This window comes from Streptomyces sp. NPDC001678, assembly GCF_042892945.1.
Lineage (GTDB): Bacteria > Actinomycetota > Actinomycetes > Streptomycetales > Streptomycetaceae > Streptomyces.
The window spans coordinates 59,773-84,273 of sequence record NZ_JBIAUP010000018.1; the positions used below are offsets into that span (position 1 = coordinate 59,773).

The following is a 24,501-nucleotide window of genomic DNA, read 5'->3' on the forward strand; positions in this document are numbered from 1 at the left end:
CGACGGGTCGTGCGCCTGCGTACCCTGCTCGTCTGGCTCGCGGTGGTGCCCACCGTGGCGATGGGCGTCCAGGTCCTCATCAGCTCCGACCGGTCGGTCCAGGAGTCCCGGCACCTGCGCAAGGACGTGGTGGCCGGCCGGCAGACCGGCGTACCCCTGTACCAGCTCATGACCAGGCTTCAGGAGGAGCGCGCGATCACCGCCGCCTGGTGGTCGGGCACCCCCGTGCCCGCGGCCGATGTGCGTGACCGCCGGGCCGAGACCGACCGGGCCGTGACCGTGTTCCTGAAGTCTTCGGACCCCGACCAGCTCCACTCCGACCGGGCGAAGGACCGCCTCCGCGACGTCGCCGGGCGACTGGCCGACCTGGGCGCCCAGCGCGAACGCGCCGACGCGCGCCACGGCAGCCCGGACGACACCGTCGACTACTACACCGACGTGATCAGCGGAACGATCCGTTGCTTCGGAGACTTCAACCACGTCGACGACGGCGCGCTCACACAGGAGACGACATCGCTCGTGGCCCTGTTCTCGGCGGCGGAGGTGGTGGCTCGCGAGGACGCCATCCTCGCGCTGGCGGGCCCCTCCGGAAAGCTGACGTCCGCCAGGTTCGGTGAATTCGTCCAAGCCGTCGGCGCGAGCGACTACCTGTACGACACGGTCACCCTCGATCTGCCCCTCGACGACCAGGACGCCCTCCAGCGGATCCTCACCTCGAACGCCTGGCAGACCAAGTCCCGCATCGAGAAGGCGGTCGTCTCCGAACACCGGGACGTCCCCTCCGGCGTCGTGCTGCCGCCGGACGTCAGCGACTGGCGGGCGGCCTACGCCACCTTCTCCGCCCAGCTGAACACCCTCGACGAGAGCGAGCTGCGGGAGCTGCTCGCCCACGCCGACGACCGGGCGGCGGAGCTGGAGAACCAGGTCGTCCTCCTGGTGGCCGCCAGTGGCGCCGCCCTCCTGCTGGTCGTCGCCGTCGTGGTCTTCACCACGCGTTCGGTCCTGCGCCGCCTGCGCCGTCTCCACGACCGCACGGTCGCGGTCGCCGAGAAGACCCTGCCGGACGTCGTGGACCGCCTCCAGCGCGGAGAGGCCGTCGGCACCGACGCACTGCCGCAGCCCAGGGGCGATCAGGACGAGGTCGGACGGATCAGCGACGCCTTCGCCCACGTCGTCGCCGTGTCCGTCGAGGGACACCGCAAGCTCGCCGACGAGCGCGAGGGCTTCAGCGTGTTCGCGTCCGGCATCGCCGCACGGACCGGGAACCTGGTCAGCCGGCAGCTCGCCCTCACCGAGCACATCCAGGACGCCTTCGGCCAGGACGAGGCGCTCCTCGCCGAGCTCATGAGGTCCGATCAGCTCACGGTGGGCATGCGGCGGCAGATCGAGAACCTGCTCATCCTGGCGGGCGGCGAGATCCCCGACCCGCACATGGAGCCCATGCGCATCGCCGACCTGCTGCGGGAGGCGGCCGCCGAGGTCGAGGACTTCCGGCGCATCGACCGGCACGCCATGGACGAGACCAGTGTCGAAGCCGGTGTGATCAGCCAGCTCAGCCACCTCCTGGCAGAGCTGCTGGACAACGCCACCCGCTTCTCCCCGCCGACGGCGAGGGTCGCCATCCGGGCCGAACTGGTCGGTGACGGCCTCTGCGTCGAGGTCGAGGACCGCGGCCCACGGGTGACCACCGAGCGGTACGAGGAGATGAACGGCCGGCTCCACTCGGCCCCGCCGTACTCCGTGCTGGCCAGCAACGCCCACCGGCTCGGCCTGTTCGTGGTCGGCCACCTCGCCGACCAGCTCGGGGCGACGGTCACACTGCGCCGCTCGGCGTTCGGCGGAACGTCCGCCGTGGTGATCGTCCCGGGTGAGCACCTCGTGCCGACCCGGAAGGGCACCGCGGTGGACGGGCCGGCCAAGGAGTCCGCCGAGCCGGTCGAGGAGTCCGTGCCCGTGCCGCGGCCCGCCGAGGAGCTGCGGCCGAAGCTCGTCGCACGGCAGCGGGCCGGTGAGCCGGCGGACGACCCCGCTCCCGTGGACCACCCCGCTCCCGGCGCTGCGGGACTGCCGCGCCGCCGGCGGAAGGAACAGGCGCGGCAGGCCGGGAACACGGCGCCGGAGGTGCCAGCGGCAGCACAGACACCGCAGACACCGCAGACACCGTCCCGGTCCGGCTCCGGGGACGCCCCCGGCCGGCCGGCCCTCCCCGAGCGCGTCCCCCAGACCCATATGACCCAGCGGCTCCGCGAGCCGCGTGCGGCCGAACCCGTGGGCCAGGACGCCGCCACACCCGAAGAGGTGGCCGACGCCTGGGCGGACTACGAAGACAGCACCAGGCAAGTGGAACTCGAGCTCCGACAGGACCAGCCATGACGACGACACAGAACGATGCGATCTACAGCATCCTGGACAACAACCTGAGCAGGATCGCGGGGATCCAGGGAGCCGTGCTCCTCTCCAACGACGGGCTCAAACTCAGCGCCTACATGCTGGAGCGGGACCAGGCCGAGAGGGTCGCCGCGGCGGCCTCCGGCATCGCCTCCACCATGAAGGCCATCTCGCGGGAGATCGACGGCGGCGGAGTGATCCGCCAGCTCGTCGAGATGGACGAGCGGTACCTGTGCATCGTCGGGTGCGGATCGGGCAGCACGCTGATCGTGGTGGCCTCCCGCAAGGCCCGCCTCGGCGAACTGGGCGGTGAGACGGTCCGCGCCGCGCAGGCGCTCGGCGAGTGGCTGGGCACCCCCGAGCGCTCCCAGGCGCCCACCGCGTAATGACGGCCGCCCCCCAGCCCGGACGGCGCCGCCGGACGCGGCTGTACGCCCTCACCGACGGGCGTACCGCCGCGTCCCGGCACGGCCTGACGATGGACACCGTGATCACGGCGACCGCCGACGCGGGCCACGGTCACGGCGGTCTGCCCACCGAGTGGCAGGAGATCCTCGCCATGTGCCCGCCGCCGAGCGGACGGGCCGTCGCCGAGATCGCCGCCCGGATGCGGATGCGTCTGACTCCCATGGTGGTCCTCCTCGGCGAGCTCCTGGAGCGCGGCCTGATCCGCCACCGGCCGCCGCTGGACGCCTCCGAGACCTCCAATGTCCACCTGCTCATGAAAATCAGGGACAACCTTGCCCGGCTATGACCCCGCCCATGACACCGCCGCCGCACCGGAGGCGTCCCCCGTCAAGATCCTCATAGCCGGGGGCTTCGGAGTCGGCAAGACGACTCTGGTCGAGGCGATCTCCGAGATCGATCCGCTGCGCACCGAGGAGCGGCTGACGTCCGCCGGCGTCGGCGTCGACGACCTCGACGGCATCGAGGGCAAGACGGCGACCACCGTCGCGATGGACTTCGGCCGCCTCACCCTCACCGACGCCGGAGTGGTCCTGTACCTCTTCGGCACGCCGGGCCAGGAACGCTTCTGGTTCATGTGGGACGACCTGCTGAACGGGGCGCTCGGGGCGATCGTCCTGGTCGACACCCGGAGGCTGGACCGCGGCTTCGCCGCCATCGACTTCTTCGAGAACCGCGGACTGCCGTTCGTCGTCGGCGCGAACTGCTTCGACGGCGAGCAGGCGTACACCGCCGAGGAGATCAGGGCGGCCCTCCACCTGAGGGACCCGGACACCCCCGTCCTCCTGCTCGACGCCCGCTCCCGCGAGGACGTCCGCGGCTGCCTGCTCTCGCTGCTGGAGCGAGTCATCGCCCGGGCGCGCGTCACCGCGCTTGTCTGACGACAGTCGGCCGGCGTCACCATCGCGACACGGTGCGGGGATTCCCGCCGGGACCGACACCCACGGTGCATAGTATGTCCGTATTTATGAAATGCGGAGGAGGTCCCCGGATGCTTGCCGCCACCCGGCAGTCCGACCCGCGAGGGTGAGCGGACTCGGCCAGGGCGCGGGGCCGGTGACGGCGCCGGCCCTGGAACTGGACGACATCCAGGGCACCGTGCTGCGGCGTCGCCCGGACGACTACCACGGCGTCTACCTGCTGTACCGGATCGAGGACCCGGCCGCGACGAAACGGTCGCTGCGCGAGGTCCTGCCGAAGGTCACCAGCGCGGTGGACTGGGAGCGGCCCCGCCCGTTCACCCTCAACATCGCCTTCACTTATCGGGGGCTGGCCCGGCTGGGTGTGCCGCAGGACTCGCTCGCCTCCTTCTCCGAGGAGTTCCGGGCCGGCATGGCCGCCCGCAAGGAGGTGCTCGGCGACCTCGGCGCCAATGACCCCGGCCACTGGGTCCCCCCCCGTTGGGCGGCCCCGATGTCCACATCGGGGTCATGATCATCGCGCGAGCCCCCGAAGGGCTGCGCGAGCCGGTGGACGCGGCCGGGCGCCTGGCCGGGGTGAGCCTGGTCTACCGACTGGACATCGGCGTCCCGGTCACCGGGCGCGAGCACTTCGGGTTCCGGGACGGCATCTCCGGCCCGTATCTGGTCGGCAGCGCCGATCAGCCGCTGCCGGGTCAGGACGCCGTCCAGCCGGGCGAGTTCGTCTTCGGCTACCCGGACGAGTCGGGGACGCCGCCCAAGGGGCCCGCCCCGGACGTGCTCGGCCGCAACGGCTGCTATCTGGCATTCCGGCAGTTGCACACCGACGTCGCCGGGTTCCGCCGGTACGTGCGCGACAACGCCCGCTCGCCCGAGGACGACGGCGTGGAGCGCGGGATCATCTTCGTCTTCATGGGCGCCAGCCTGTCCCGTCAGTTCGAGTTCGTGCAGCAGGTGTGGCTCAACGACGGTGACTTCGCGGGCCTCGGCACCGAGCGGGACCCGCTGGTCGGCGACAGCGACGGGAGCGGCGTGCACGTCATCCCGGCCACGCCGGTCCGCCGCCGGCTCACCGGGCTGCCCCGGTTCGTGACCGTGCGCGGTGGCGAGTACTGCTTCCTGCCCGGCCCCACCGCGCTCGAGTGGCTCGCCACGCTGCCCGACCCGGCCGGGGAACCGTCCACCACGCAACCCTCCACGCAACCCACCTCGCAACCCTCGTCGAGACCGGAGGACGCCCCGTGGCGCCATCCAGGATGACCTTCACCCCTGTGCGGTACTCACCCGACGTCGTGCCGCCGGAACCGGACTTCGACCGTCACCTGCGGCAGGTCATCGACGTCATCGAGGAGTTCGAGAAGGGCTCGGTGGCGGGCGAGGGCGAGAACCGCGCGGTCCGCTTCGCCCACGCGAAGGCGTACGGACTGGTACGCGGCACGTTCGAGATCCTCGACGGCGTCCCGCCCGAGTACGCCCAGGGCGTCTACGGCAGGCCCGGGACGCACGACGCGCTCGTCCGCTACTCCAACGGGCTGTCCCATCTGGGCGCCGACCGGATGCTCGGCAACGTCGTGGGCATGGCCACCAAGGTCTTCGGGGTGGACTCCTCCACCACCCTGCCGGACGAGGCCACGAGCCACACCATGGACTTCAACATGATCAACGGGCCGGTCTTCTTCTGCAATACCGCCGCCCACTACACCTTCCTGGCGAAACTCTTCATCGATCTGCCGAAGTACCGCCTCGACGGCCGTCGGGGCAACCACCGGATGTACTACGACTGGGTCACCGGGTACGGCACGCTGCCGCCGGAGGAGTGGGCCTGGGACGAGCTCGGTGCGATGCTGCGGCTGGGTGCGCGGGCCCGCTGGCAGAACCTCCTCCTCAGCTCGTTCTTCTCCATGGGCGCGGTGCGCCACGGCGACTACATCGCCAAACTGCGCGTCCGCCCGACGGACGGGTCGGCGGCCGGCGTACGGGCCCGCGACCTCGACCCGGCGAGCGGGGACGAGGTCTTCCGGCCCGCCCTGGTCGGCGAGCTCGCCCGGTCCTCGTACGAGTTCGACTTCCAGGTGCAGCTGTGCGCGTCCCTGGAGACCATGCCCGTCGACGACCTCACCGTCGAATGGGAGGAACACGAGTCCCCGTTCGTGACGGTCGCCAGACTCCGCTTCCCCCGCCAGGACATCGGCGCCGAGGAGAACCTCGCCGCCGCCGACGCCCTCTCGTTCACTCCGTGGCGCTGCCCTCCGGAGCACGTACCGATCGGCGCGATCCAGACCGTCCGCAAGGAGGTGTACCGGCACTCGTCCGTGTTGCGGCACGAGTTGAACGGCCAGCACCGCGCCGAACCGGCCACGGCGGCCGACGTGCTTCCCGACCGGTCCTGACGTCTCCTGATGTCTCCTGACGTCCTCCTGTCGAATCCTGCCGAAAGGGAACCCAGATGTACGACTTCGACCCGTCGACCTACCGGCCGATCTCCCCGGACGTACCGGTCGAGGAGATCGCCGAGCACTTCCAGCACCCGCGCACACAGACCGACGGTGTCGGCCTGCGAGCGGTGAACCGTTCCGAGTTCACCCTGCTCGCACCCGTCATCCAGCCCACCGGGCCCGCCGTCTTCCGGGAGCGCGCGGAGAAGGCCTGCATCGAGGCGCCCTACTGGGAGAGCCGCCTCGGGACGGTCCACGACCTCCGTGTCGCGCTCGTCGACGACGGCCGACAGGTCCTCTTCTGCGCGACCTACAGCGACGAATTCAAGCCCTACGTCGTCGACGTCATCCGCTTCGCCACCCCCTGGATCGACTACATGTTCACCGACGTCGCGGTCGGCTACCCGGGCCTGGCCTCCGACGACGCGATCCCCTACATCGCGAAGTACCAGGTACAGGCCGACGTCTGGTACGGCGGCCCGAACCCGGAAGCCAGTCCCAGGGACATCGCCAAGAGCCTTGCGGTGGCCGCCGCGCTCGACAAGCTGCTGGACGCCGTCCAGGCCTGACGACCCCCACTTCATGGCAGGCCGTGGCAGGTCATGGCAGGCCGGACCGGCAGCCCGGGATCACGGAATCGTGAGCACCTGGCCGACGTCCACCACGTCCGGGTCGTCGATGCCGCTGGCGGCGGCGATGTCGCGGTAGCGGTTGCCGTCGCCGTAGAAGCGTTCGGCGACGGCCCACAGGGTGTCGCCGGGTTCGACGGTGTAGGTGCGCGCCTCGAGGGTGGGCGGGGGCACGGGCACGTCGTCGGTGACGGGGTCCGTGGCCGGTTCGTCGACGACGAGGGGGTTGTCCGTGTCGGTGTCGGACGCCCACAGGGGGATGTCGTCCTTGGAGTACAGCACCACGTTGCGGTCGGCCTGCACGATCAGCCGGTCGGCGTCCTTGCCGTCGGTGTCGGTGGCCCACACCGGGCCGTCGTCGGTGTAGAGCACGAAGTTGCCGTCTTCCTGGAGCACGGCTTGCCGGACTTCCTGCTCGTGGGTGCCGGTCGCCCACACGACGCCGCCGCCCGGCTCGGAGAGCACCAGGTTGCCGTCGGTCTGCAGCGTCAGCGTGTAGGCGCCGCCCTGCAGGGACTGGCCGAGACCGAGTTCCTCGCCCACGTACAGCGTGTCACCCATGAACGTTCCTTTCGGAGAAGGGGATTCGCTTCGTCGCGCGTCGTCGCCTCGTGCATCGACAGCGGGGAACCGCACTCGCCGTCGTCCGCCGTCGTCCCGCCATCGTCCGCGAACGTTACCGCTCGCTGCGAGGCGGTCCGCAGGCATCGCGCGCAGTTCACCGATTCGTGGACCGCCCTCTCCTCCGACCGTCCATGAGCAGCCCCGCAGTATGCGGTATATGGACCGCTCGAACCTGCACCGGAGACAGGCCTTTCAGAAACCCTCCTGTTCCCGCCGTCGACGGCGGGCCCACACGCTGTACAGCTCCCAGTGGTACGACGAGTCCTCGCCGAGGCCTTCATAGAGGCGCAGCACGTCGTCGGCGCGCGGGTCGTCGCTCATGCCGAGTCCGAATGCCGCTGTGACCCGTACGTCCTCCTCCTCGTCGCTCAAGCAAGCGGCAAGGGTGTCCAGGCGCAGGGGGCCGGCAGGGGTGTGGGCCACGGTGATGTCCGGATGGCCGGCGGGCACGGCTCCCAGGACCTGGCACGCGGAGCGGCGGACCGCGGGCACCTCATCACGCGCGCGTTCCACGACGGCCGCCACAGCCTCCTCGTCCCCGGCGTTCACCGGGAACGACAGCCCACTGACCGCCCCCGCGCGCACGTGGGGATCGGCGTGGCGCGTCAGCGCCGTCAGCAGTGGCACGGCCCGGGCGCTGGTGCCCGAGAGGCCGTTGGCGAGGACCCGCAGCACACGGGAGTCTTCCTCCCGTGCCGCCCAGGACAGGAAGAGATTCCCCAACGGTCCGTCGAAGGGGAAGTCGTCGCTCTCGTCGAAGAGGTCTATGCAGTACAGCACGTCGGCGCCGAAGCGCCGCTCCAGGGGATCCGGACTGTCGGCGAGGGCGGCTGCCGCGTTCCAGACGGCATTCGGATCCGTGGGAGTGCGCAGTTGCCGCTGCCACAGCACAGACGTGGTCTCCAGCCACACCACGTGCTCGACGTCCCCCTCGGCCAGCGCACGGTGCTTCAGCTCCTCGAAGGAGGGCGCGATCCCGTACTTCGACTCCAGGTAGGTGAGGATCGCGGCATGCCCGGTGCGGACTTTGAGGCCTCCAAGGGACAACTCATGCGACACCCAGTCGCCATCATGTCGCACGGCCATCCGTTCCGCCGGTCCCGTCACCCCGGATCTGCGCCGCAGTTCGGCTTCGGCCCCTGCCTCGCACCAGTATCGTGCGAGGTCCAGGGCTCGCCGTCCCTCTGTACCCGGCCCCGGTCCGTACGGGACCGGGTGGTTCGTGACGAACTCGTAGTCACCGCGGTCGACCGCGAGCAGCAGGGGCGACGCGCCCTCCGCCTGGTCGTGGAGCCGACTCTTCGACTGGCCGGAATCGGTCGATTGTTCGCTTGACATGTCGAAAGCGGCTTACTCGCCCAAGGTGGGGCGGTCAGACGAACAGACGTACCTTCGTCTCGATCGGCTGTGGCGCGCGGTCCTCCGTCACGCAGCGCAGCGCCTCTCGTGCCGCGAGGGCGCCCAGTTCGAGGAACACCTGGTCGCAGGAGTCGGTCCAGTGCCAGATCAGGTCGCGCACGACGACGCGAGCGCTCACCGGTCCCGCGCAACCGGTCTCCGGGGTGGGGGAGGCCAGCCCCTCCAGCACGCCTTGGACGAGCGCTCGCTCGTACTCCGCCATACGCTCCGGCCGGGGGTCGCGGGCGAACTCGCAGAAGGACTCCTCGCCTTCGAGCAGTGGCTCGAAGTCGAGCTCCGCCCGTCCGAAGGTCGGCACGCACGCGCCGAGCGTCTGACGGGAATACACCTTCACTCCTCGGACCGGACGAGAGAGTCCGGTGAACTGTGCGGCATCCATGAGCGGCACCGTATGCGGCGGTCGTGCGGAGACGCCACCGCGTTTCCCACGGACGGGAGCGTTCGGAATGCGGGTTCCACGCTGCCGGCCCGCGCCGGCCGGCGACCTTGGCGGCGGGAATGGCGGGAATGGCGGGGATGCCGGGGGTGGCGAACGGGTGACGTGTCCGGGAGCCGCTCCGGCTCGTTCTTGCCGCAAAGACCTGTCTTGCCGGAATTGACTGAAGGAGTCCGGATGCGACGAGTCCTCGCGCTGACCGTCCTGACCGCGGCCGCGCTGAGCGCGGGCGCCACCGGCCCGGGCGCCGTCGCCCATGCGGAGGACGGGGTGGGTGTCGGCATGGCCGGCGCGGGCATCGACCCGGAAACGGTGACCGCGACGGCGGACAACGCCCTGCGGAAGACGACAGCGGAACTGGGCCGCGTGGCGGGCGGCGATCTCGGGAGGACCCTGCCCGCGCTCGGTCGAGCGGGTGGCGGCACCCTGAGCGGGACGACATCCGGCGTCCAGCGGTTCATCGGAGGGACGGCGGGATCGGCGGGACAGTCCATCGGGCGCGCCATGACCACGGGGGCGAGGCGCGGCCTGCCGGAGGGAAGCCTCCCGGAGCCGGGCTCGGTCCCCGGATACTGAGCCGGGCCGGCGCTCCGCCGGGCCCCCGGCGGGCCCAGCGGGCGGGCCGCGTCGGCTTCTACGCGGGCCGGGCCGCGCCGCACCAGCCGCCGGTCCGGGGCGCGGTCGTGGTGGAAGAGACCGGCGGTCGCGGTGGCGTCCAGGGACGAGCGCAGGGACGAACGGCCGAGCTCGTCGCGCCGTATCCGGGGGATGTGTTCCCGCATCGGTTCGGTCGTGCCGGGCCGCAGGACGAGGGAGCGGGCCGCCGGGTTGCCCGTGGTGCCACCAGGCCGCTCATCGAGTGCGCGACGAGAACGGCCTCGTAGTGAGGCTTGAGGGCGTCCGCGACATCGGGCGGCGGCTCCGGCGTCACCACCCGGTGGCCATGCGCGCCGAGGTGCGTGCCCACCTCGTTCCGGTCGGATTATGCGGCGCGGCCGGTCTGTTCGGTGTCGGCCGGGAACCCGACGGGGTATTCCGCGCCGAAGTCGGCGGAGACGGAGACTGCCTGCCAGGCCCCGGCCTCGGCGATCTGCTGCCGTGAGTATTCGAGTGCCATTCGGGCCGCGGTCGCGCCCAGGGGCAGGTGAGTGGGGAGGTGGTCGCGCTTGACCACGCGTACCAGGATCTCTGCGGCACGGTCCGGGTCGCCGGCGGCCAGGCCGCGGCCGGCACGGTTGTGGAAGGCGCCGACGGTCTCCTGGTACTCCGGCGGGACGTCCTGGACGTCCATGGAGGCGCCGGCCCAGTCGGTGGCGAAGCCGCTGGGCTCGACCACCATGTAACGGATGCCGAATGGCGTGGTCTCGGTGGCGAGTACGCGGGTGAGGCCGTCGATGGCGAACTTGGCCGCCTGGTAGGAGCCCAGGCCGGGGCTGCCGCCGACCCGGCCGCCGATGGAGGAGAACTGGACGACGACGCCCCCGCCCTGCGCCTTGAGCAGAGGCAGGGCGGCCTTCGAGACGTTGTACACGCCCCAGAAGTTCGTCTCGAACTGGCGGCGGAAATCGTCCTCCGGAGCGGTCTCCACCGGGGCGAGGTTCGCGTAGCCGGCGTTGTTGACGACCACGTCGACGCGGCCGAAGCGGTCCCGGGCGGCGCCGAGCGCGGCGGCGGCCGCGGCGGGGTCGGTCACGTCGAGCGCGACCGGGAGGACCTTGTCGCCGAACCGCTCGACCAGGCCGGCGATCTGTTCCGGCCTGCGGGCGGTGGCGACGACCTGGTCGCCCGCCTGCAGGGCGGCGAGGGTGAGGGAGCGGCCGAAGCCGCGGGAGGAGCCGGTGATGAACCACGTCTGGGTTGCCATACAGATAGCAAAACACGGTTGCGTTAATAGTGCAACCTGGTTGCGTTAGGATGCGCGTATGGCCACCCGCAGTCAGTCCACAAGAGCCCGGAGTCCCGAGGCCAAGCGCGCCCGCGAGGCCGCGATCCTCGACGCGGCGGCCCGGCTGGCCATGACGAGCGGCATCCGGGCGGTGACCTTGACCGACATCGCGGTAGAGGTCGGCATGCACAAGTCGGCGATGCTCCGCTACTTCGAGACCCGGGAGGAGATCTTCCTCCGCCTGGCCGCCGCCGGGTGGATGGAGTGGTCGCGCGCGGTCCGCGAGCGGCTCGACGGTGCGACGCCCGGCACGGACCGGCACGCCGTCGCCGGTCTGCTGGCCGAGTCGCTGGTGGCGCGGCCCCTGTTCTGCGACCTGCTGGCCCATACGCCGATGAACCTCGAGCGCAACGTCTCGCTGGAGAGCGTCCGGTGCTTCAAGCTGACGGCCATCGCCGAGGTCGGGGCCGTGGGCGAGGCACTGTGCCGGGTCGTCCCGCTGAGCCCGGCACAGGCCGGCGACGTCGTCGCCACGGCCACGGCGATGGCGGGAGCGCTGTGGCAGATGGCCGCCCCGGGAACCGAACTGCGCCGCCTCTACGAGTCGGACCCGGATCTCGCCCACGCCGTCGTCGACGTCGCCCCTCGGCTGACCGGCATCCTGGGCGCGATGCTCCGGGGCTACGACGCCGGCAGCGAAGCCGGGTAGGCGAAGGTGTCACTCTCCGCTCCGTGAACGTGCCGCCGACGAGGTCGGCTCCGGCTCCGCCCGGGGTGAAGTGAGCCCACGGCGGCCGCATGCCCCGTGCGCAAGGCGGGTCAGCGCGTGCACCGGCAATGTGGTCACCGGTGACAGCGGGGCCGGCCGCCGGCGACACGGGTCGCGTGGCGGACGGCCCCCTGGGGCTCAGGCGGGTGTGCCGGCTCCTCAGGGTCGCAGGGCGCCGTCGAACTGCGCCCATCCGGACCAGCCGTTGCCGGTGGGAATCTGCCAGCGGTGGAAGACGGCACCGCCCCGGTTGACACCGAAGAGCTCGATGCGGCCGTCCATGTTGGTGGTGGCGGCCACCTGGGTCAGGGCACCGTCGAACTGTGCCCAGGGCGACCACGGTCCGGCGGCCGGGACGGTCTGCCAGCGGTGGAACACCGCGTCACCGGAGTTGGCGCCGAAGATCTCCAGCCGGCCGTCCGCGTTGCGGGCGGCGGCGATGGAGGTGAGGTTGCCGTCCAATTGTTCCCACCCGGACCAGGAGCCGCGGATGGACGTCTGATAGCGGTGGTAGATGTACCCCGCGCTGTTCACGCCGAAGACCTCGACCCGGCCGTCCGCGTTGGTGGCGGCGGCCACCTGGGTCAGGGCGCCGTCGAACTGCTCCCAGGCCGACCACGAGCCGCCGATGGAGGTCTGCGAGCGGTGGTAGATCCCACCGGCGCTGTTGGTCCCGAAGAGCTCGATGCGGCCCTCCGCGTTGCGGGCGGCGGCGATGGAGGTGAGGTTGCCGTCCAGTTGCTCCCACCCGGACCAGGGGCCTCCGGCAGCGATGGTCTGCCAGCGGTGGAAGATGTTCCCGGCGCCGTTGACACCGAACAGTTCCATCCGGCCGTCGGCGTTGGTCTCGGCGGCCACCGCGCGCAAGGCGCCGTCGAACTGTGCCCAGGGCGACCAGTCGCCGGTGGCGCCCTTGGTCTCGTAGCGGTGGAAGACGGCGTCACCGCTGTTGGTTCCGAAGAGTTCGAGCCGGCCGTCCACGTTGCGGGCCGCGGCGACGGAGGAACCGAAGACGATCGCGGCCGTACGGTCGGCGGAGCCGGCCGCCGTGGCGACGCCCGGTGCGGCGACGGTCGGTGCGGCGACCACGAGCACCAGGGCGCCGAACAGTTGAAGAGCGCGTCTGTACCTCTTGCCCATGCGACTGTCCTTTCCTGACCGAGGAACGGAACACCCACGGGATCGGGGCACGCGCACCGTATAACGGTGCCGCGGCTCCTGCACAGCCGGACCGACAGTGCTTTCCAGCCGATCGACGGGGCGGTGAACGCCTCGCCGCTCGGGGCCGGTGCTCAGTGCGGGTCGCCCTCGATCCGGCCGGTCAGGGCCCGGGCGGCGGGTAGGAGTGCCCGCCGCCGCGTGGCGGGCAGGACGAGCAGGAGGGACAGCCCCAGGTAGACCCAGCTCAGCACCAGCCGGGCGTTCTCGCCCGGCAGCGCGAACTGCACGCCGAACAGGACGAAGAGCAAAGCCGCCTTCCACGGCAGGAACCGCAGGTCGAGCAGGAGCACCACCGCCAGGACGGTCTGCGCCGCCGTCAGGAAGACCTCGTCCACCTGACGTTCCACCAGGGGCAGCGCCGCCCCTCCGCCGCCCGCCAGGTACGCCAGCGGGAGACAGCCGACCAGCAGCGTCCACTGGTTGACCTTGCTGGAGAGCAGCGCGCCGAGTCCGTCGTCGCCGCGCAGCCGCCAGGCGAAGACCACGGCGACGATCAGTTCGGGGGCCTCGGAGGCCAGTGGCGCCAGCCATTGCACGAGCAGGAAGCGGTCGATGCCCAACGACGCCCCGGCCTCGACGAGCGAGGTCGCGAACGGCTCGGCGCAGGAGAAGACCACCCCGGCCGCGACGGCGAAGACCAGCACCGTGACGGTCTTGCGCGCACCGCCCGGCAGCAGGGCCAGCCGGGCGGGCACACCGATCAGCTCCTCCTCGTCCGTCTCGCCGCACCGGCTGATCCGGAACAGGTAGTACGCGTACCAGGCGATCAGCACGACAGCCAGGAGCCAGGAGATCTCCCTGGTCAGCGGCATCACAAAGGCCACCAGCGCCGCCGCGCCGAGGAACGCCACGTCGATCAGCCGGTGCGCGCGCAGCCCGATCCCCGGCGGAACGCGCCGCCTGCGCGCGGCGAACCAGGCGGCCAGGGCCACGAGGGGCCAGCCGACGCCCACCAGCAGCCGGTTGGCGCCGGTCATGTTGGCCGCCGCGTACGCCGTGTACTCGGGGCGACTGCCCGCGGTGTAGGCGAAGTACAGGTCGACGGCGTATTCCGGCAGCACCGCGATGAACGCCAGCAGGGCGAGCGCGAGCGGCCCGGAGATGTCCACCCGCGCGGTCTCCGCCGCCCACATGAGCAGCACCGCCGCCGACAGGACACCCAGGCCGAAGACCACGATCCCCGCCACCGGGCCCGGCTCGGTACCGGTGAGGCGCATCACGACCGCGGGCGCCGCCCCGGCGCACGCCCCGGCCGCGCGCAGCAGGGTCGCGAGGCCTCCCGGCGGCACGGCCGGGGGGCCTGTCGCCGTCGGCCGGATGTCAGACATTCGTGGTACTCCCTCCTGCACGGCCCCGCCGCCACGCGTCCCGCACCGCGGATGCCTGCCCGCCCGGGCGAAGCGGCCCGCGCTCACTCCGGGGCGGGCGGGTGCGGGACGGCGATGACGGGGCACCGCGCGTGGTGGAGCACGCCCTGGCTCACGGAGCCGAGGACCATGCCGGTGAAGCCGCCGTGGCCCCGGGTGCCCACCACCAGGCCCAGGGCCTGGGCGGACGCCTTGGTCAGCGTCTCGACGGGGTGGCCGGTCAGGAGTTCTTGCCGGAGTTCCACTCCGGGGTGCGTCGCGGTGCGGCCGGCCACCGTCTCGGAGAGCAGACGTTCGCACGCCTGCCGCGAGGCCTCCTCGTCCAGCACCTCGAAGCGCCCCGGCCACCACGCGTACACCGCCCGCAGCGCGGCGCCGTGCAGGGCGGCCTCCTCGAAGGCGAAGTCGAGGGCCGCGGCGGAGTGGGCACTGCCGTCCACCCCGACGACGAAGTACGGCGGCTGCTGTGCGCTGTGCTCCGGCTCGGGCACGACCACCACCGGGCAGGACGCGTGGGCCATCAGGGGCAGGGCTACCGAAGCGCTGCCGAACGCCTCCTCCACCCGGCTCAGGTGCTGCGCTCCCACCACCAGGACGGCGGCGTCCCGCGCCTGCTCGCGCAGCACCCACACCGGGTCACCCTCGGCCAGCACCCCGGACACCTCCAGCCGCGGCTGCCGGGTCTCGCCGAACGCCGCCGCCTCCTGGAGCACATGCTCCCCGGCCGCATGGAGGGCCTCGTTCCATTCCTCCCAGGACGGCCGGACCTCGCGCTTGCGGTAGCCGCGCGTAGGCGTTCCCTCGGCGTGGACCAGGCGGAGCGGTACCCGGCGCCGTGCCGCCTCGTCGGCCGCCCAGGCGAGTGCCATGCGCTTGGCGGGGTCGGGGTCGACGCCGACGACGACCGGTCGGCGGTCCGCGGACGAGACCATGTGCATCTCCCAGCCGGTCGTGGTTTCCGGGGCTGTCACCCATACTGGTGCAGCGGCGTGGCCCCTGCATGCCGGGCGGAAGAGGCCAGGCCAGAGGCCGACCGCCGTGGAAGTACCTCTCGTAGGGGAGGAGCAGGCGGTGATCACTCGAATTCGGCTGCCGCACCGGCACCGGGCGCCTCCGGCACGGCCCCGGCCGCCGGGGGAGCCACCCAGGCCGCAGCCCGGGCAGCAGCCCCAGCCCCCGACGCCTCCCGCGTCGCCATGGCGGCGCTGGATGGTGCCCCTGATCCTGCTGAACCTCTTCCTGGTGGTCCTGCTGGCCCGAGGACTCTCCGGCCCCGCCGCCGCACAGCTCTCGTACAGCGACTTCGTCGGCAAGGTGGACGCCGGCCAGGTGCGGACGGTGGACGTCGGCGACAAGGGAACCGTGGAGGGCACGCTCAAGAACGGGAAGAAGTTCACCACGCAACTTCCCACGGCCCTGGGCAACGGCGGCCTCGAACAGCGACTCCAGGCCCAGCACGTGACGATCACGGCCACGCGCAGCGGCGGCAGCGTCTGGACGTCCGTGCTGGTGGGCCTGCTGCCCTTCCTCGTCCTGATCGGCATCCTCATGTGGAGCATCCGCAGGACGGCGGGCTCCCTCACCGGCGGCATCAGCGCCATCGGCCGCTCCCGGGCGAAGATCATCGAGGCCGAGCGGCCGACCACGGGCTTCGACGACGTCGCCGGGTACGACGGAGTGAAACAGGAGATCGGCGAGGTCGTGGACTTCCTGCGCAACCCCGGCCGCTACGCCGCCGCCGGGGCCAAGGGGCCGCGCGGCGTCATCATGGTCGGGCCCCCGGGCACCGGCAAGACACTCTTCGCCCGTGCCGTGGCGGGCGAGGCGGACGTACCGTTCCTCTCGGTGACCGGCTCGGGCTTCGTCGAGATGTTCGTGGGAGTCGGCGCCTCACGCGTACGCGACCTCTTCGACGAGGCCCGCAAACGAGCGCCGTCGATCATCTTCATCGACGAGATCGACGCCGTGGGCGGACGCCGCGGCGGAGGCACCCGGCTCGGCGGCAACGACGAAAGGGAACAGACCCTCAATCAGCTCCTCGCCGAGATGGACGGCTTCGACCAGAGCAGCGGCATCGTCGTCCTGGCCGCCACCAACCGCCCCGACGCCCTCGACCCCGCCCTGCTGCGCCCCGGCCGCTTCGACCGGCAGGTCACCGTCCCCCTGCCCAACCAGAACGAACGGGCCGCGATCCTCGCGGTCCACGCCCGGGGGAAGACGCTCGCCCAGGACGTCGACCTGGGCACCGTCGCCCGCGCCACACCCGGGTTCTCCGGAGCGGACCTCGCCAACCTCGTCAACGAGGCGGCCATCAACGCCGTACGCGCGGACCGCGCCGTCATCACGGCCCACGACGTCGACACCGCCCGGGACCGGGTGCTGCTGGGACGCCGCGAGACCTCCAACGCCCTCCTCCCCGAGGAGCGCCACTCGGTCGCGGTCCACGAATCCGGGCACGCCCTCGTCGCCGCCTTGTGCGAACACGCCGACCCGGTCGCCAAGGTGACCATCCTGCCCGCCGGTGTGACGCTCGGCGTCACCGAGCAACTCCCCGAGGCCGAACGGCACCTCTACAACGAGAGCTACCTCACCGACCTCCTGGCCGTCCGGCTCGGCGGCCGCGCCGCGGAACTCGTCGTCTTCGGCGAGGGCTCCACGGGCGCGGCGAACGACCTGGCGGGCGCCACCCAGATCGCCACCCGCATGGTCAGGGAGTTCGGCCTCTCCCCGGCCCTCGGCCCGGTCGGCTACGCCTCGGGCACGCCGCAGTTCCTCGGCGAGACCCCGCCGGAGGACCTGCTGCGCCGCCCCTACTCCGAGCAGACCCAGCGGATCGTCGACGAGGAGGTGGCCCGGATGATCCGCCGCTCCGAGGACAGGGCCCTGACCCTGCTGCGCGACCACCGGGCCGCCCTGGACCGGCTGGCCGCGCTGCTCGTCGGCCATGAGACAGTCGACGGGTCCGTGGTGCTGGACGTCCTGCGGGAGGAGAACACCCCGCCGGACGACGGGTGAGCCCACCCCGATGACCGTCCTGGTCAGTGATGCGGTACCACCGCCACCGGGCAGGCCGCCCGGTGCAGCGCGGTGTGGTTGACCCGGCCGAGCTGCAGGCCGAACCGGCCCTGCCGCCTGGTCGCGCCGAGTACGAGCAGGTCGGCGTCGGCCGCCGGATCGAGCAGCATCCGGTGCGGGGGCCCTTCCAGCACGGTGCGGGTGACCGACACCTCCGGGTACTCGGCCATGGCCTCCTCCAGCACCTCGTCCAGGATGGCGGTGGCCTGCTCCTCGTAGGCCTGGGCGGTGGAGTCGAGCACGATCAGGGGGTCCGCCGACGGCGGGGGGCTGCGCCAGGTCCGTACGGCCTGGAGCTCGCACCCGCGGGCCCCGGCCTCGCGCAGGGCGAACCGCACGGCCGTGGCGGCCTCGTCCGCCTCTCCCACGCCGACGACGACCCGGTCGCCCATGCCCTTGACGTTGCGCTCCTCGCCGCGAACCACGACGACCGGGCAGTCGGCACGTCCCGCCACCGCGAGGCTCACGGAGCCCAGCAGGAACGAGGCGACAGCGCCCCGCCCGGACGAACCCGTCACCAGAACCGCCGCGTGGCGCGACTCCTCCACCAGCGTCGTCACCGCTTCGTCCGGCAAGGTCACGGCGTCCACCCGCAGCTCCGGGGAGAGCCGCCGGGCCCGCTCCTCGGACGAGGCGATGATGTGCTGGTCCGCCAGTTCCTCCTCCGGTCGTTGACCGGTGAACGACGGCGCCGACCCCTCGTAGCGTTCCCACAGCGACGCGTGGACCACGCGCAAGGGGAGCCGTAGGCGGGCGGCCTCCGCCACGGCCCAGTCCAGGGCGGCGAGGCTGCCGTCCGACCCGTCGACGCCCACGACCACAGGACGCTCCATCGCGCTCACCGCCTCATCCGCCTCATCCGGCATATCGGGCCGTGGGCCGGCCCGTGTCGTCGACCCTCGCTACCACCATCTCCCGTCGGCGCCCGCGCGGCATGTTCGTACATGTGAACCACCTGGTTACCATGTCCCAGCTTTGTCTGGCTTGTGCCGGTGGTGGGGGGACTGTGGAATTTTCTGTGCTCGGAGCCGTGGGCATCCGTGATGGTGAGTCCGTCGTGCCGTGCGGGCCGCCGCAGCAGCAGGCGGCCCTCGCGATGCTGGCGCTCCGCCGGGGTCACGCCGTGCCGCTGCACGAGCTGGTGAGCGGGGTGTGGGGCGATACGGCCCCGGACTCGGCGGTGATGATCGTGCGCACCTATGTGTGGCGGCTGCGCAAGCTGCTGACCTCGGCCGGCTGCGATCCGCAGGCGCTGGCCAGGGTGGGCGACGGCTACCGGCTCGCGGAGGAACCGCTGTCGGTGGACGCCTCCCGGGCCGAGCACCTGGCGGCAGAGGCGGCGCGGGCGCGCGGGGCCGAGAAGTACGACGAGTGCGCCGCGCTGCTGACGAAGGCCGTGTCCCTGTGGCGGGGCGAGCCTCTGGCGGGGGTGCCCGGGCCGTTCGCCGACCGGCAGCGCTCCCGGCTCTCCGAGCTGCGGCTGACCCTGCTGGAGGAGCGTTTCGACCTGGATCTGCTGCTGGGCCGGCACGCCCAGGCGGTACCGGAGCTGACCGCGCTCATCCGGGAAGAACCGTTGCGGGAGCGGCCGTACGGATTCCTGATGCGGGCGCTGTACGCCGCCGGGCGGCAAGCCGACGCCCTGGCGGTGTTCGGCAAGGCCCGCGAGGTGCTGGCGCACGAACTGGGCCTGGATCCCGGGCCCGAACTGCGCACCCTCCACGAGCGGATCCTGGCCTGCGCCCCGGACCTCGTTCCCGCGGCGGCCCCGGTGACGGCCGTGGCACGGGCGGCGCGCCCCCAGCAGACCGGTGCGGCGGCCGGAGTGGCCGGGCCGGCGGACTTCGCCCGCCCTGCCCAGCTCCCGGCCGACATCTCCGACTTCAGCGGCCGGGACGAGGCGGTCGCCGAGCTGTGCCGGGCCCTCACCGACCCGGACCGCACCGCCCTCGCGGTCGCCTCCGTCAGCGGGATGGGCGGCATCGGCAAGAGCACCCTGGCCCTGCGGGTGGCGCACCAGGTCAAGGGGGAGTTCCCGGACGGGCAGCTGTACGCCGATCTGCGCGGCTCGGGAACGGACGCGGCCGACCCCGGCACCATTTTGGTGAGTTTCCTGACCGCGCTCGGGGTTTCCCGGCGGAAGGTCCCCGGCTCGCTGGAGGACCGGTCCCGGATGTTCCGCACCCTTCTCGACGACCGCAGGGTGCTGTTGCTGCTCGACAACGCCCGCGACGCCGCCCAGGTCAGACCGTTGCTGCCGGGAGCGGCCCGCTGCGCGGTGGTGGTGACCAGCCGGGCACGCCCGGTGGGTGTGCCGTCCGGCGCCCATGTCCGGCTGGAGGAGTTCAGTACCGGGGAGGCGCTCTCCCTGGTGCGGCGCATCGTGGGCGAGTCCCGTATCGCCCCGGAGGAGGAGGCCGCGCTGGCGCTGGTCATCGCCTGTGCGTGTCTGCCCCTGGCGGTACGGATCGTGGCCACCCGGCTGTCGTCCCGGCCGGGCTGGACGGTGACGCACCTGGTGGCCCGGCTCACCGACGAGCGGCGACGGCTGGCCGAACTGCGCGCCGACGACCTCGCGGTGGCCGCCGCCTTCGAGCTCGGATACCGCCAGCTGACCGACCGGCAGGCGACGGCGTTCCGGTCGCTGGCGTCGGTCGCCTGGCCGCACATCGGGCTGGGCGCGGCCTCCGCCGCGCTGGGCCTGGCCGAGGCGGAGGCGGAGGACCTGCTGGAGCCGTTGGTCGACGCCGCGCTGCTGGAGTCACCGGCACCGGGCCGCTACCGCTACCACGACCTGGTACGGGACTTCGCCCGGCAGCTGCCCCCGCCCACCGGGACGGCCCTCGAAGGCCCCGCCGTGGAGCGGCGGCTGCTCGACCACCTGCTGGAGATGGCGGGGGAGGCGTTCAGATGGATGGTGCCCGGTGATCCCGTGCACAGCACCATCGCCGCCGGTGCCGTCCGGCCGGACGGCCCGCGCTTCACAGGCCTCGCCGAGGCCCGGGAATGGGTGATCACCGAATTCGACTGTGCCCTTCACGCGGTCCAGTTGCTCGTCAGACGGTGGGAGGCCGCCGAGCCGGAGCCGCTCACGGAGGCCGCCGACATCCTGGTGGCCCTGAGCTCGTTCGGCCAGGACATCCCCTACCCGCAGATGGCCGTCGCCGCCGAGGCGCTGGCGGAGGCCGCCGCCCTGGCGGGCAACCACCGCGCGGCCGGCCGCGCCCACTTCATCCGCGGCAACGCCGCGATCCAGGAGACCCGGCTGACACGGGCCCGTACCCACGCCCAGCTGGCCGCCGAGTTCTGCCGCCGGGCCGGCGACCGGGCCATCCTCCAGCAGGCGTACAACGACCTGGGGGTGATAGCCCAGTTCGAACAGCGCTACGACGACGCGGCCGGCTTCTTCGACGAGGCGCTCGTGCTGGCCCGGGAATGGGGGCAGCGGTCGGGCGAGCTGATCACCACGCTCAACGCCGCGCTGGCCCGGATCCGCGGCCAACGGGCCGAGGAGGCGCTGCCCGCCTGCGAGGAGGCGCTGAGCGCCCTGCGCGGGATGGCGGACCAGCACGGCGTGGCCCACGCCCTGTGCGTGCGCGGCCAGGCCCTCCACGAACTGGGCCGGTACCAGGAGGCGCTGGACGGCTACCGGGAGTGCCTGGACGTCTGCGCGGCGGCGGGAATCCCGGGCCAGCAGGCGCAGGCGTGGTACCGCTGCGCCGAGACCCTGCGCGTCATGGGCGACGTCGAGCGGGCGCTGGAGGCGGCGGACCGGGCGGTGGCCCACTACCGGACCGTACCCGGCCGCGATCGTGACCGGGGCTACGCGCTGTGGACCCAGGCCCGCGTCTCGCTCGACGCGGGGTACCACGGACGGGCGCTGGCCCAGGCCGGTGAGGCGCTGGAGGTCTTCACCCGCACCGCGCTGCCCGAGGCCGCGCAGGTGCGCGCGCTCATCGACGGCATACGGCCCGCGCCGGTGTAGCGCGGGCCGCGGCCGCCGGGCCCTCACGCCTTGGTGTTGTACTCGGTCTGGTCGTGGTCGCCGCGGCGGTGGCCGTCGCCCCCTTCGGTGTAGGTGAAGTGGGTGACGGGGGAGTCGGCGGAGGTCCGTGCGGCGCCGCCGGAGCTGCCGGTGGCGGACGCCAGGGGCCCGGCGAGGGCCAGCGAGGCGACCAGGGCGGCCGGGGCGAGAAGGGCTGCACGGCGCTTGCGGGACACGGAGGTGCGCGACACGGGAGGTTCCTGTCTGTCGGTGGGGCGTTGCGATGCGCTGATTCTGCGTGTCGTCCATCTACGTTCGATATACGGAGGCTTGTCACCGAGGGTGAGGAAGTCAGCCCTTCCCTCCGGGGCCCTCCCAGGGGGCCTCGGGCTCCAGGGCGCCGGCGAGCCGGATCCTCGTGGCTTCGACCATCCCCAGCGCGCCCCAGCCGGTGGTGCCGGTGTACATGTAGCGCAGGGCCGGGCCGTTCTCGGTGAGGCACTCGACGACCACGACCGCGCGCAGCGCGTGGTGGTCCGAGGGCAGTGGGGGCAGACCGAGCCCGTACACGTCGCTCACGGGTTTCCCTCCTCCCGCACCACCGCGGTCGCGGGGGAGCCGTGCGGTGTGCCGAGGCGCGCGGCCAGTGCGGCGATGCCCGGATCGGAGCCGAGCCCGGGGATCGCGCCCTCGGCGAGTTGCGCGCGGCGCGCGTGGTCCACCACGGCCGCGGCGGTCAGCTCCGGAAGCCGGGTACGGAACCGGTCGAGCAGCGTTTCGGCGGCCGTGTGGAGGTCGTCGTCGCCCAGTGGGCGGCCGGGCACCGGCAGCGAGTCGAGCAGCAGGCGTTGCAGGGAGGCGAAGAGCTGCTGGGTGCCGACCTCGCGGATCGTGAGCGAGAGGTGGGAGGAGAGCCCCTCGCCGCCCACCGCCTCATGGGCGAAGCCACGGGGGATGTAGAGCACCTCCCCGGGGCCGAGGGTGCCGGTCAGCAGGGCCGGGCCGCCGTCGTCGGTGACCTCGCCCGGCGCCCAGTCGGGGCCGGTGGGGCCGCCGCGCACGGTCCAGTGCTTGCTGCCGGTGTGCTGGAGCAGCAGGACGTCGGCGTCGTCACGGTGGAGGTCGAAGCCCTGGGCCCCGGGTGGGGTGACGAAGAAGAACGCCTCGACCCGGCGGCCGAGTTCGGCCTCCAGCCCGCGGGTCAGCGCGCGGGTGGCGGGGTGCCAGTGCTCGGCGTTGCGCAGCACGAGGGTGGCGCCTTCGGCGAGCAGCTCGCGTACGCGGTCGGGGTCGGCGTATCCGGGGGTGGTGACCCCCGCGACGGCGCGTGCCCGGGTGTAGCGGGAGGAGTGCACCGGGTCGCCCGCCCGGGCGAGTTCGAGGTGGGGAACGCGCAGGAGTCCGCCCGCGACGGCGGTGTCGATCTCCTCGAGGGTGAGCGGGGCGGTCGGCCCGGTGCCGGGCGCGGGCCGGAAGACGGCCGGCGTGGTGCGCCAGTACCGGTTCAGGAAGGCGTCCGTGTCGCCCACCCAGCGGGTGAGTTCCTCCCGGTGCATGGATCTCTTCTCTCTGTCGGGTTTCGTCTGGTCGTCAGGCCAGCAGCAGCGCGCGGTCCCAGCGGGTGGCCGGGGCGGTGTCCGTGGCGAAGGTGTGCAGGGCGAGCGCCGCACCGGCCGCGCCGGTGAGGAAGCCGCCCGGATGCTCCTCGGGCGGGCGTTCGCCCGGGGCGTCGGCGAAGCCGAACGGCCGGTCCTCGTCGACGAGGTCCAGCAGACGGGCGGCCAGCCCCGGGAGGTGTCCGGCGAGTTCCGGGTCGCCGCCGTCGCGGGCGACGCGCCAGGTGGTCTGGAGCAGCCCGGCCACCCCGTGGCAGAGCCCGGCCTCGGCCGCCGGCTCCGCCTCCCCCGACACGGCGCGGGTCAGCGCGGCACGCAGCGCCTCCACGCCGGCCTCCTGCCAGCGGGGGACGCCCAGGGCGAGGCCCGCGAGCTGGAGGGCGCGGGCGATGCCCGGGGCGCCGTAGCACCAGGACGGCCGTCCGGGCCGCGACCGCGCGGGTCCCGCGGTCAGCTGGCCGGGCCACCAGGGGCCCGCGGTGTCCGTACGGCTCCGCGCGAGGAGCCACTCGGCGAAACCGGTGATGGTGGCCCGCTGCCCCGGCACCCGTACCCCCTGCCGCCAGGCGAGGGCCAGCAGGGCGAGGGGGCCGGGGAGGCCGTGGGCCATGCCCAGGTTGGCGTGCCCCCGTGCCGGGGCCACCGGCCGGTACGAGTCCCCGTCGAGCGCCACCCACCAGCCGGGCAGCAGCCGGCCGTCCGCGCGCACCGGCCGGGCGAGCGACGTCAACGCCCCTACCAGGCGCGCGACGGCGGCTTCGGCCGGGCCGCCGAGCTCCAGCAGGTGCGCGCCGAGGCCGGCCTGCCCACTGATCACGTCGTACGCGGTGAAGGCGGTGCAGCCGAGGCGCTCACTGAGGCGTCGTTCCTCGCGCCCGGCCCGGGAGACCGCCAGCTCGGCGACCCGGTCCCCGAGCCGGGCCCGGGCCGTGCTCCGCGCGCCCGGCCCCTCCGCCGCCGCCCGGTGGAGGGCGAACGACAGGGCGGCCACGGGCCCGTACAGCCCCTGCGGCCCGGGGGCCGTCGCCCGTGCGGCAAGCGCGGCGCCGTGCCGCAGCCACTCGTGGGCGGCGGCCCGGTGCGCCGGATCGGTGCGGGCCAGCTCGGCGTGGAGCAGGGCGACGCCCGGTGCGCCGTCGCTGAGGCTCGCCGCGCGGAAGGCGGACACGTCCCGGGCCGTTTCGGCGGCGGGGTCGGCCAGCCGCCGTGCGACGGTCGCCACGACGTCCGCGGCCCGCCGGCGCAGCGCGTCCACCGGTGTGTCCAC

The 24,501-nt window shown here is 72.8% G+C and carries 24 protein-coding genes; 12 read left to right on the plus strand and 12 right to left on the minus strand.

Annotated features, from left to right (window positions below):
* Positions 1-9: 9 nt before the first annotated feature.
* The 8 genes from ACFYZR_RS28765 to ACFYZR_RS28800 all read left to right on the plus strand — a co-directional run bounded on the left by ACFYZR_RS28765 (position 10) and on the right by ACFYZR_RS28800 (position 6,777).
* Positions 10-2,373, plus strand: coding sequence for a nitrate- and nitrite sensing domain-containing protein (locus tag ACFYZR_RS28765; protein WP_391915376.1), 2,364 nt, complete (start codon positions 10-12; stop codon positions 2,371-2,373).
* Positions 2,370-2,774 carry a roadblock/LC7 domain-containing protein gene (locus ACFYZR_RS28770; RefSeq protein ID WP_391915379.1) on the plus strand — a complete coding sequence of 135 codons (405 nt, stop codon included), beginning with the start codon at positions 2,370-2,372 and terminating at the stop codon, positions 2,772-2,774. Before ACFYZR_RS28765 ends, ACFYZR_RS28770 begins: the two co-directional genes overlap by 4 nt.
* Positions 2,774-3,142, plus strand: a complete 369-nt coding sequence (locus tag ACFYZR_RS28775) for a DUF742 domain-containing protein (protein WP_391915382.1) — start codon at positions 2,774-2,776, stop codon at positions 3,140-3,142. Before ACFYZR_RS28770 ends, ACFYZR_RS28775 begins: the two co-directional genes overlap by 1 nt.
* Positions 3,129-3,734 carry an ATP/GTP-binding protein gene (locus ACFYZR_RS28780; protein ID WP_391915385.1) on the plus strand — a complete coding sequence of 202 codons (606 nt, stop codon included), beginning with the start codon at positions 3,129-3,131 and terminating at the stop codon, positions 3,732-3,734. Before ACFYZR_RS28775 ends, ACFYZR_RS28780 begins: the two co-directional genes overlap by 14 nt.
* Positions 3,735-3,879: 145 nt before the next feature.
* Positions 3,880-4,287 carry a hypothetical protein gene (locus tag ACFYZR_RS28785; protein WP_391915388.1) on the plus strand — a complete coding sequence of 136 codons (408 nt, stop codon included), beginning with the start codon at positions 3,880-3,882 and terminating at the stop codon, positions 4,285-4,287.
* Complete coding sequence (locus tag ACFYZR_RS28790) at positions 4,284-5,033, plus strand: hypothetical protein (RefSeq protein ID WP_391915391.1); 750 nt, start codon at positions 4,284-4,286, stop codon at positions 5,031-5,033. Before ACFYZR_RS28785 ends, ACFYZR_RS28790 begins: the two co-directional genes overlap by 4 nt.
* Positions 5,030-6,163 (plus strand): catalase family protein, encoded by a 1,134-nt coding sequence (locus ACFYZR_RS28795; protein ID WP_391915393.1) that lies wholly within the window; start codon positions 5,030-5,032, stop codon positions 6,161-6,163. Before ACFYZR_RS28790 ends, ACFYZR_RS28795 begins: the two co-directional genes overlap by 4 nt.
* Before the next feature lie 56 nt (positions 6,164-6,219).
* Positions 6,220-6,777, plus strand: a complete 558-nt coding sequence (locus ACFYZR_RS28800; protein ID WP_391915396.1) for a hypothetical protein — start codon at positions 6,220-6,222, stop codon at positions 6,775-6,777.
* A 60-nt stretch (positions 6,778-6,837) separates the two neighbouring features.
* Here the strand turns inward: ACFYZR_RS28800 and ACFYZR_RS28805 are convergent, their stop codons facing one another.
* From ACFYZR_RS28805 to ACFYZR_RS28815, 3 genes are all read right to left on the minus strand, one after another.
* A complete protein-coding gene (locus ACFYZR_RS28805) occupies positions 6,838-7,398 on the minus strand; it encodes a LysM peptidoglycan-binding domain-containing protein (protein WP_391915398.1) in 561 nt (186 codons plus the stop codon).
* A gap of 255 nt (positions 7,399-7,653) precedes the next feature.
* Entirely contained in the window at positions 7,654-8,799 is a 1,146-nt protein-coding gene (locus tag ACFYZR_RS28810) for a HEAT repeat domain-containing protein (RefSeq protein WP_391915401.1), read from the minus strand.
* Between the two features lie 34 nt (positions 8,800-8,833).
* Entirely contained in the window at positions 8,834-9,208 is a 375-nt protein-coding gene (locus tag ACFYZR_RS28815) for a hypothetical protein (protein WP_391915404.1), read from the minus strand.
* A gap of 285 nt (positions 9,209-9,493) precedes the next feature.
* Between ACFYZR_RS28815 and ACFYZR_RS28820 the strand changes: the two genes are divergently transcribed.
* Positions 9,494-9,892 carry a hypothetical protein gene (locus ACFYZR_RS28820; RefSeq protein ID WP_391915406.1) on the plus strand — a complete coding sequence of 133 codons (399 nt, stop codon included), beginning with the start codon at positions 9,494-9,496 and terminating at the stop codon, positions 9,890-9,892.
* Positions 9,893-10,298: 406 nt separating this feature from the next.
* On the opposite strand, the gene ACFYZR_RS28825 is transcribed toward ACFYZR_RS28820, so the two are convergent.
* Positions 10,299-11,180, minus strand: coding sequence for an SDR family NAD(P)-dependent oxidoreductase (locus ACFYZR_RS28825; protein ID WP_391915408.1), 882 nt, complete (start codon positions 11,178-11,180; stop codon positions 10,299-10,301).
* 58 nt (positions 11,181-11,238) lie between these two features.
* Here ACFYZR_RS28825 and ACFYZR_RS28830 point away from each other — a divergent pair, with 58 nt between their 5' ends.
* Complete coding sequence (locus tag ACFYZR_RS28830; RefSeq protein ID WP_391915410.1) at positions 11,239-11,910, plus strand: TetR/AcrR family transcriptional regulator; 672 nt, start codon at positions 11,239-11,241, stop codon at positions 11,908-11,910.
* 219 nt (positions 11,911-12,129) lie between these two features.
* Here the strand turns inward: ACFYZR_RS28830 and ACFYZR_RS28835 are convergent, their stop codons facing one another.
* The 3 genes from ACFYZR_RS28835 to ACFYZR_RS28845 all read right to left on the minus strand — a co-directional run bounded on the left by ACFYZR_RS28835 (position 12,130) and on the right by ACFYZR_RS28845 (position 15,490).
* On the minus strand, positions 12,130-13,110 hold the full coding sequence (locus ACFYZR_RS28835) for a tectonin domain-containing protein (protein WP_391915412.1): 981 nt from the start codon (positions 13,108-13,110) through the stop codon (positions 12,130-12,132).
* A gap of 152 nt (positions 13,111-13,262) precedes the next feature.
* Positions 13,263-14,519, minus strand: coding sequence for a hypothetical protein (locus ACFYZR_RS28840; RefSeq protein ID WP_391915414.1), 1,257 nt, complete (start codon positions 14,517-14,519; stop codon positions 13,263-13,265).
* A gap of 83 nt (positions 14,520-14,602) precedes the next feature.
* Positions 14,603-15,490, minus strand: a complete 888-nt coding sequence (locus tag ACFYZR_RS28845) for a universal stress protein (RefSeq protein WP_391915549.1) — start codon at positions 15,488-15,490, stop codon at positions 14,603-14,605.
* 277 nt (positions 15,491-15,767) lie between these two features.
* Here ACFYZR_RS28845 and ftsH point away from each other — a divergent pair, with 277 nt between their 5' ends.
* Positions 15,768-17,573 carry an ATP-dependent zinc metalloprotease FtsH gene (ftsH, locus tag ACFYZR_RS28850; protein WP_391915417.1) on the plus strand — a complete coding sequence of 602 codons (1,806 nt, stop codon included), beginning with the start codon at positions 15,768-15,770 and terminating at the stop codon, positions 17,571-17,573.
* Positions 17,574-17,596: 23 nt separating this feature from the next.
* On the opposite strand, the gene ACFYZR_RS28855 is transcribed toward ftsH, so the two are convergent.
* Positions 17,597-18,466, minus strand: a complete 870-nt coding sequence (locus tag ACFYZR_RS28855) for a universal stress protein (RefSeq protein ID WP_391915420.1) — start codon at positions 18,464-18,466, stop codon at positions 17,597-17,599.
* 197 nt (positions 18,467-18,663) lie between these two features.
* On the opposite strand from ACFYZR_RS28855, the gene ACFYZR_RS28860 reads away from it, so the two are divergent.
* On the plus strand, positions 18,664-21,618 hold the full coding sequence (locus ACFYZR_RS28860; protein ID WP_391915422.1) for a BTAD domain-containing putative transcriptional regulator: 2,955 nt from the start codon (positions 18,664-18,666) through the stop codon (positions 21,616-21,618).
* Positions 21,619-21,641: 23 nt separating this feature from the next.
* Here the strand turns inward: ACFYZR_RS28860 and ACFYZR_RS28865 are convergent, their stop codons facing one another.
* The 4 genes from ACFYZR_RS28865 to ACFYZR_RS28880 all read right to left on the minus strand — a co-directional run bounded on the left by ACFYZR_RS28865 (position 21,642) and on the right by ACFYZR_RS28880 (position 24,501).
* Complete coding sequence (locus tag ACFYZR_RS28865) at positions 21,642-21,869, minus strand: hypothetical protein (protein WP_391915425.1); 228 nt, start codon at positions 21,867-21,869, stop codon at positions 21,642-21,644.
* 100 nt (positions 21,870-21,969) lie between these two features.
* Positions 21,970-22,197, minus strand: a complete 228-nt coding sequence (locus ACFYZR_RS28870; protein WP_391915427.1) for a hypothetical protein — start codon at positions 22,195-22,197, stop codon at positions 21,970-21,972.
* The gene (locus ACFYZR_RS28875; protein ID WP_391915430.1) at positions 22,194-23,174 is read right to left on the minus strand and encodes a JmjC domain-containing protein; all 981 of its coding nucleotides are present in this window, start codon (positions 23,172-23,174) and stop codon (positions 22,194-22,196) included. Before ACFYZR_RS28875 ends, ACFYZR_RS28870 begins: the two co-directional genes overlap by 4 nt.
* A gap of 34 nt (positions 23,175-23,208) precedes the next feature.
* Complete coding sequence (locus tag ACFYZR_RS28880; protein WP_391915433.1) at positions 23,209-24,501, minus strand: lanthionine synthetase C family protein; 1,293 nt, start codon at positions 24,499-24,501, stop codon at positions 23,209-23,211.

Bases quoted from the DNA above. Each gene is read 5' to 3' on its own strand.
- ACFYZR_RS28810 (WP_391915401.1), bottom strand. From the start codon at position 8,799: ATGTCAAGCGAACAATCGACCGATTCCGGCCAGTCGAAGAGTCGGCTC.
- ACFYZR_RS28830 (WP_391915410.1), top strand. From the start codon at position 11,239: ATGGCCACCCGCAGTCAGTCCACAAGAGCCCGGAGTCCCGAGGCCAAG.
- ACFYZR_RS28790 (WP_391915391.1), top strand. From the start codon at position 4,284: ATGATCATCGCGCGAGCCCCCGAAGGGCTGCGCGAGCCGGTGGACGCG.
- ACFYZR_RS28840 (WP_391915414.1), bottom strand. From the start codon at position 14,519: ATGTCTGACATCCGGCCGACGGCGACAGGCCCCCCGGCCGTGCCGCCG.
- ACFYZR_RS28795 (WP_391915393.1), top strand. From the start codon at position 5,030: ATGACCTTCACCCCTGTGCGGTACTCACCCGACGTCGTGCCGCCGGAA.
- ACFYZR_RS28770 (WP_391915379.1), top strand. From the start codon at position 2,370: ATGACGACGACACAGAACGATGCGATCTACAGCATCCTGGACAACAAC.
- ACFYZR_RS28820 (WP_391915406.1), top strand. From the start codon at position 9,494: ATGCGACGAGTCCTCGCGCTGACCGTCCTGACCGCGGCCGCGCTGAGC.
- ACFYZR_RS28845 (WP_391915549.1), bottom strand. From the start codon at position 15,490: ATGGTCTCGTCCGCGGACCGCCGACCGGTCGTCGTCGGCGTCGACCCC.
- ACFYZR_RS28855 (WP_391915420.1), bottom strand. From the start codon at position 18,466: ATGGAGCGTCCTGTGGTCGTGGGCGTCGACGGGTCGGACGGCAGCCTC.
- ACFYZR_RS28800 (WP_391915396.1), top strand. From the start codon at position 6,220: ATGTACGACTTCGACCCGTCGACCTACCGGCCGATCTCCCCGGACGTA.
- ACFYZR_RS28775 (WP_391915382.1), top strand. From the start codon at position 2,774: ATGACGGCCGCCCCCCAGCCCGGACGGCGCCGCCGGACGCGGCTGTAC.
- ACFYZR_RS28825 (WP_391915408.1), bottom strand. From the start codon at position 11,180: ATGGCAACCCAGACGTGGTTCATCACCGGCTCCTCCCGCGGCTTCGGC.
- ACFYZR_RS28805 (WP_391915398.1), bottom strand. From the start codon at position 7,398: ATGGGTGACACGCTGTACGTGGGCGAGGAACTCGGTCTCGGCCAGTCC.
- ftsH (WP_391915417.1), top strand. From the start codon at position 15,768: ATGGTGCCCCTGATCCTGCTGAACCTCTTCCTGGTGGTCCTGCTGGCC.
- ACFYZR_RS28875 (WP_391915430.1), bottom strand. From the start codon at position 23,174: ATGCACCGGGAGGAACTCACCCGCTGGGTGGGCGACACGGACGCCTTC.
- ACFYZR_RS28835 (WP_391915412.1), bottom strand. From the start codon at position 13,110: ATGGGCAAGAGGTACAGACGCGCTCTTCAACTGTTCGGCGCCCTGGTG.